Origin of the sequence: Synechococcus sp. BO 8801 (genome assembly GCF_002252675.1) — a bacterium.
Lineage (GTDB): Bacteria > Cyanobacteriota > Cyanobacteriia > PCC-6307 > Cyanobiaceae > Cyanobium.
In genome coordinates this window covers 1-5,727 of record NZ_NQKY01000042.1, presented here as the reverse complement: position 1 = coordinate 5,727, position 5,727 = coordinate 1, and the positions used below count along the sequence as shown (strand labels likewise).

6 protein-coding genes are annotated in these 5,727 nt (G+C 71.3%); 4 read left to right on the top strand and 2 right to left on the bottom strand.

The annotated features are described in order from the left end of the window. Positions 1–344: DUF8654 domain-containing protein (locus CJZ86_RS16355; RefSeq protein WP_502690444.1), on the top strand; the 344-nt coding region annotated here is incomplete at its 5' end. 22 nt (positions 345–366) lie between these two features. Here CJZ86_RS16355 and CJZ86_RS16350 read toward each other — a convergent pair. Together CJZ86_RS16350 and CJZ86_RS16345 are read right to left on the bottom strand one after the other, a co-directional pair. Then, on the bottom strand, positions 367–1,863 hold the full coding sequence (locus tag CJZ86_RS16350) for a RecQ family ATP-dependent DNA helicase (RefSeq protein ID WP_094587465.1): 1,497 nt from the start codon (positions 1,861–1,863) through the stop codon (positions 367–369). A 60-nt stretch (positions 1,864–1,923) separates the two neighbouring features. After that, complete coding sequence (locus CJZ86_RS16345) at positions 1,924–2,967, bottom strand: hypothetical protein (RefSeq protein WP_198960173.1); 1,044 nt, start codon at positions 2,965–2,967, stop codon at positions 1,924–1,926. A 128-nt stretch (positions 2,968–3,095) separates the two neighbouring features. Here CJZ86_RS16345 and CJZ86_RS16340 point away from each other — a divergent pair, with 128 nt between their 5' ends. The 3 genes from CJZ86_RS16340 to mtnC all read left to right on the top strand — a co-directional run bounded on the left by CJZ86_RS16340 (position 3,096) and on the right by mtnC (position 5,608). After that, the gene (locus CJZ86_RS16340) at positions 3,096–3,305 is read left to right on the top strand and encodes a photosystem I reaction center subunit IV (protein WP_094587464.1); all 210 of its coding nucleotides are present in this window, start codon (positions 3,096–3,098) and stop codon (positions 3,303–3,305) included. A 43-nt stretch (positions 3,306–3,348) separates the two neighbouring features. After that, the gene (locus tag CJZ86_RS16335; RefSeq protein ID WP_094587463.1) at positions 3,349–4,197 is read left to right on the top strand and encodes a DNA-formamidopyrimidine glycosylase; all 849 of its coding nucleotides are present in this window, start codon (positions 3,349–3,351) and stop codon (positions 4,195–4,197) included. Between the two features lie 61 nt (positions 4,198–4,258). Then, positions 4,259–5,608, top strand: coding sequence for an acireductone synthase (gene mtnC, locus CJZ86_RS17665; protein ID WP_353615235.1), 1,350 nt, complete (start codon positions 4,259–4,261; stop codon positions 5,606–5,608). Positions 5,609–5,727: the final 119 nt, after the last annotated feature.

Sequence of the window (5,727 nt, the reverse complement as noted above, 5' to 3'; positions counted from 1 at the left end):
GCCCCGCCCCCAGCGTCGCCCGGGCCACCCCGGCACCAACGCCCCGACCCCAGCCCGCCACGGTGGCGGCCGCCCCCCGGCCCGCCAGCACCGCCACCCCCGGCAAGCCGGACTGGCGCAATTACGGCCCCCTGCAGGTGGACTGGGCCAACTGGCAGCCGATGGGCGGCAGCATGGTGGCCCCCACCCTCAATTCCCAGGGGGAATCCCTCTATCTGGCCGTCAACTGCAGCGCCCGCAAGCTCAATGCCACCAGCCAGGCCGGGCAGTGGAAGAGCTGGGACGACCCCCAGGCCGACTTCGAGCAGCAGCTGGTCTCCGACCTCTGCAAGGCCCGCAGCTGAGCGGCGGCCTGGGGCTGACGCTTCAGGCCGACCAGCGCAGGGGCCAGGGATCCCGCAGGTAACTCCGGCCCACCGGGCGCAGGTACAGGCGCTGGGCCCCGTCATCGCTCTCGCTGATCAGTTCCTCCTGCACCAGCCGGCGGGCCAGCCAGGCCCAGGAGGGTTCCTCCTGCCCGTGGGCACCGGCCAGGTCCTCGGCCAGGCTGCGCAGGTCGCGGCCGCTGCGGTCCTCCAGGGCAGAGAGCAGCACGGCGGCCTGCGGGGCCCAGTCGTTGCTGGACCGGGCCGAGAGGCAGTTGTCGCAGCGGCCACAGGGAGGGGAGATCTCCCCCACGGCCAGGAGCAGGGCCTGCTCCCGGCAGCCCTCCCCTTCGGCCACCGCCTCGATGCGCCGCAGCTGCTGCTGGGCCAGTTCGAGCCGGTGGCGCTCCAGCAGCCGCTGGTCGGGGGGCAGTTGCTGGCCGGCGGAGCGCATGGCCCAGCCCAGGCTGGTGCGATCGGCCGGATCGAAGAGCACCAGGCAACGGGCGGGCAGCCCGTCGCGGCCGGCCCGCCCGGATTCCTGCAGGTAGCCCTCGGCGCTGGCGGGCAGGTCGAGGTGCAGCACCAGCCCGACGTCGGGCCGGTCGACCCCCATGCCGAAGGCGACGGTGGCCACGAGCACCGGGGCGGGATGCTCCTGGAAATGGCGCAGGGCCAGCTGGCGGCTCTCGGGGTCCATGCCGGCGTGGTAGGCGATCGCCTCCACCCCGGCCGCCGTCAGGCGCGCGGCCCACTGCTCCACCGAGCGACGGGTGCGGGCATAGATCAGCACCGCCCCACGGGCCTCGCCGATCGCCGCCACCACCTCCGTCAGGGGATCAGCGGGGCGCCGCCGCATCGTGTAGGCGAGGTTGCCGCGGCGGGCCGATCGCACCTGCACCAGGGGTCGCCGCAGCTGCAGCAGACGGATGATGTCGGCCCGCACCTGGGGGGCGGCGGTGGCGCTGAGGGCCACCAGCGGCACGCCCGGGCACAGCGCCCGCAGCTGGCCCAGGCGCCGGTAGTCGGGGCGGAAATCATGGCCCCAGGCGCTGATGCAGTGGGCCTCATCCACCGCCAGGGCCACCAGCCGGCCGGTCTCCAGGGCCTCGTCGAGCAGCTGGCGGGTGGCCTCCGCCTGGGCCCGTTCGGGGGCCAGGTAGAGCAGGCGCAGCCGGTTGGCCGCCAGGCGCTGCTGCAGCTGGCGGCGCTGCCCCGGATCCAGGCCCCGGTGCAGGCAGGCCGCCGGGATACCGCGGGCCTGCAGCTGGCTCACCTGGTCCTGCATCAGGGCCACCAGGGGGGAGATCACCACCACAAGGCCGTCCCGCACCAGGGCGGGAAGCTGGAAGCAGAGCGACTTGCCGGCACCGGTCGGCAGCACCGCCAGGCAGTCGCGGCCGGCGAGCAGGGCCTCCACCACCGGCCGCTGACCGGGCCGGAAGCTCTCCCAGCCGAAATGGCGCTGCAGGCTCTCGGTGAGGGGATCGGCCCCCAAGCTCACTCCACCGCTGGTACCGCCAGACCCTAGCTCCCACCAGATGTGGGGGGCGCCGCATCAGTGCAGCGGGGGCGGCTCCAGCTGGTCGGGGGACTCCTCCACCAGCTGGAGGCGCACCCGCTTGCCCCCGGCCAGTTCCCCCAGGGACACCCGCATGGTGGTGCCGCTGAGGCTCTGCAGCACGGTGAGCAGCTCCCGCAGATGGGGCGTGCTGCTGCCGCTCTCCACCCAGAGCCGCTCCTGCAGGCCCCCCAGCCGGCGCCAGCTGGTGTGGAGCTTGAGCACGGCGCTCTCCAGGGCCTGGGCCTGGCCGACGGCATCGGCCAGGAGGCCGAGGGCATCGAGGCGCTGGGCCTCCTGCAGGGCCTTCTCCAGGTCGAGGTTCCCCTGCTGGAAGGCCCGCACCGCCAGGCCCGCATCGGCCGCCTTGCTGAGCCAGCGGGCCGTGAGGGTCACATCCTTGACCCGCTCCAGCTCCGGTTCATCCCGCAGCACACGACGCAGGTCGTCCTGCTGCTCCTCGGGCAGCTTGGCCAGTTCCCGCACCAGGGGCGCCACGGCCCGGGGAGGCAGCAGGTTGTCGGCGGTGCGCTGGCGGATCTCCTCCGGCAGCAGGGGGCTGGTGGCGGCGGTGAACTCGTCTGTGAGCCGTCGCACCTGCTTGCGGGTGATCTGCTGGCCCTCATTGGCCGCCTCGCTGATCATCAGCTGGACCTCCGGGTCCGCCTGGGCCGTCTCCAGGAAGGCCCGCTTGGAGAAGTTGTTGACACTGGCCTCCTCCAGCAGGCCCTCGCCCACCAGGCCGTCGGCCGACTCCGCCAGCTGAATCAGGGTGTAGGCCCGGGTCTTGCTGATCTCCCGCTCCCGCAGCCACTGCAGGAAGCCGGTACCGCGGCCCTCGCCGCCCCGGCGTTCCCGGTCGCGCACCGAACGCAGGATCCGTCCCCGCCAGATTTCGGTCTGCAGGTCGAAACGGTCGCAGACAGCCCAGGCCTCCTCCAGCCGGGCCAGGAACTCCATCGTGCTGAGGGTGTCGCTCTCCGGATCAGGCAGATCCAGGCGCAGCTGGGGGGCCTCGGGCAGGGCCATGGACGGGACCATCGGCGGGGCCGGCGGTGGGTGCGGGGATGCTGCCACGGGGCCGGCAACGAACCGTGACATCGCCCGGGCACGGGCCCCTGATCGCCGGTAGTGTCGCTCCGCAGACCACCCGACCTTCCAGCCCAGCGATGGCCATCTCCCGCGGCGACAAAGTACGGATCAAGCGTCCCGAGTCCTACTGGTACAACGAAGTGGGCACCGTGGCGTCCGTGGACACCTCCGGCATCCGCTACCCGGTCGTCGTTCGCTTCGAGAAGGTGAACTACAACGGCTACAGCGGTTCCGACGGCGGCATCAACACCAACAACTTCGCCGAGAGCGAGCTCGTCAAGGCCTGAGCGTCGCTCCCGGCCCTCCACGCCCGGCCCTACGATCCCGGGCATGCCCGAGCTCCCGGAGGTCGAAACCGTACGCCGGGGGCTTGAACACCAGACGTCCGGTCTCGTCATCGACCGCGTTGAGGTGCTCCGAGCCCGCGCCATCGCCAGCCCCGAAGACCCTGCCGATTTCTGCAGGGCTCTTCGGGGCCTTTGCGTGGGCCGGTGGCATCGCCGCGGCAAGTACCTCCTGGCCGATCTCGAAGCCCCGGACGGCAGCCCCGCGGGCCGCTGGGGCGTTCACCTGCGCATGACCGGCCAGTTTCTCTGGCTGGCCGAGGACCGTCCCCCCTGCCCCCACACCCGGGTGCGGGTCTGGAGCAAGGGAGGCGAGGAACTGCGCTTCGTCGACACCCGCAGCTTCGGCCAGATGTGGTGGGTGCCGCCCGGGGTGGCCGACGAGGAGGTGATGGGCGGTCTTCGGCGTCTGGGGCCCGAACCCTTCGCGGCGGCGTTCAGCGGGGCCTACCTGCTGCAGCGGCTCAAGGGCTCACGCCGGCCGATCAAGAACGCCCTGCTCGATCAGTCGTTGGTGGCGGGGGTGGGCAACATCTACGCCGATGAATCCCTGTTCGCCGCCGGGATCCTGCCCCAGACGCCCAGCGGCCGTCTGCCGCTGAGCCGCCTGGAGCGGCTGCGCCTGTCCCTGGTGGAGGTGCTCGAGACCAGCATCGGCGCCGGTGGCACCACCTTCAGTGATTTCCGGGACCTGCAGGGCACCAATGGCAACTACGGCGGCCAGGCCTGGGTGTATCGCCGCGGCGGGTCAACCTGCCGCCGTTGCGGCACGGTGATCCTGCGCGAGAAGCTGGGGGGGCGAAGCAGCCACTGGTGCCCCTGCTGCCAGAGCTGACCAGGGGCGCGTCCCCGTCATCGCTTCGTTCGCCAGCCATTCCCTTCGTTCCCAAGCCCGCGTGACCAGCGCCCTCGCCGAACAGCTCAGCCAGACCATGGCGGCCGTCCACGCCCGCGGTTGGTGCGACGGCACCGGCGGCAATTTCAGTTGCGTTCTCTCGCGCGACCCCCTGGTTCTGCTGATGGCCCCCAGCGGCGTCGACAAGGGCACGGTCGCCCCGGAGGCCCTGATCCAGGTGGACGCCCATGGGCAGGTGATGGCGGGCGAGGGTCGGGCCAGCGCCGAGACCCTGCTGCATCTGGAAATCGTGGCCCGCACCGGCGCGGGCGCCGTGCTGCACACCCATTCCCACGCGGCCACCCTGCTCTCCGACTGGTGCCTGGGGGAGGGGACGGACGCGGGATCCCTGCCGCTGCAGGGCCTGGAAATGCTCAAGGGACTGGCGGGCATCGACAGTCATTGCCACCGGGTAACACTGCCGGTGCTGGCCAACGACCAGGACCTGGCGCGGCTCAGTGCCGCCGCCGGCCCGCTGCTCGTGGACGCTCCCCACGGCCTGCTGATCGGCGGCCATGGTCTCTACGCCTGGGGGCGCGACCTCGCCGAAGCCCGGCGACACCTGGAGATCCTGGAGTGGCTGCTGGAGCAGCGCTGGCGCCGGCTGCTGCTCGAGGCCGTGGGCCAGCGGCATCCCAAGGCCAGCGGAATCCGGGCCGTGCTGCTCGACATTGAAGGCACCACCTGCCCGGTGCCCTTCGTGAGCCAGGTGCTCTTCCCCTACGCCCGTGAGCGGCTCGATGGCTTTCTGCGGGCGGCGTCCGATGAGCCGGCACTGGCCCCGCTGATCGAAGCCATCGATGCGGCCATGGCAGCCACAGGAAACGACAGCAACCAAGGCGAAACAGTCAGCCACCTCAGGAGAGTCCGGTTCCTTCAGGAACTGATCGATCAGGACCGCAAGTTGCCGGCCCTGAAGGAGCTGCAGGGCCTGATCTGGGACCAGGGGTATGCGAGCGGCGAACTGCGCTGCCCCATCTTCGACGATGTGGCCCCCGCCTTGCGGGCCTGGCGGCGGGCAGGGCTGGAGCTGGCCGTCTACTCCTCAGGATCGGTGAAGGCCCAGAAGCTCCTCTACCGCCACAGCAACGCCGGCGATCTGAGCGGCCTGTTCAGCCACTGGTTCGATACAAGCACCGGGACCAAGGGAGATGCCGCCAGCTACCGGGCCATTGCTGCCGCCATGGGTCTGGAGCCCGGGGCGATTCTCTTTGTGAGTGATGTCAGGGCCGAGCTGGAAGCCGCCCGAGCCGGCGGGATGGCGACACGCTTCAGCCGGCGCGAGGACAACCCGGAACAGGATCCCGGTCCCTTCGAGGCGATCACCAGCCTGGCGCAGATCAACGTCTGATCCTGCTCAGCGACAGGAGCAAGGACGAAAGCGACGACGCCATGTCACGACAGAACCATCGGCAGGGGTTGGGGCTGCAGCATGCCTGCATCCTGCCCTCTCCCAGGCCCGGGGCCCAT

Coding starts and splice junctions, on each gene's coding strand:
- CJZ86_RS16340 (WP_094587464.1), top strand. CDS start 3,096: ATGGCCATCTCCCGCGGCGACAAAGTACGGATCAAGCGTCCCGAGTCC.
- CJZ86_RS16335 (WP_094587463.1), top strand. CDS start 3,349: ATGCCCGAGCTCCCGGAGGTCGAAACCGTACGCCGGGGGCTTGAACAC.
- CJZ86_RS16345 (WP_198960173.1), bottom strand. CDS start 2,967: ATGGTCCCGTCCATGGCCCTGCCCGAGGCCCCCCAGCTGCGCCTGGAT.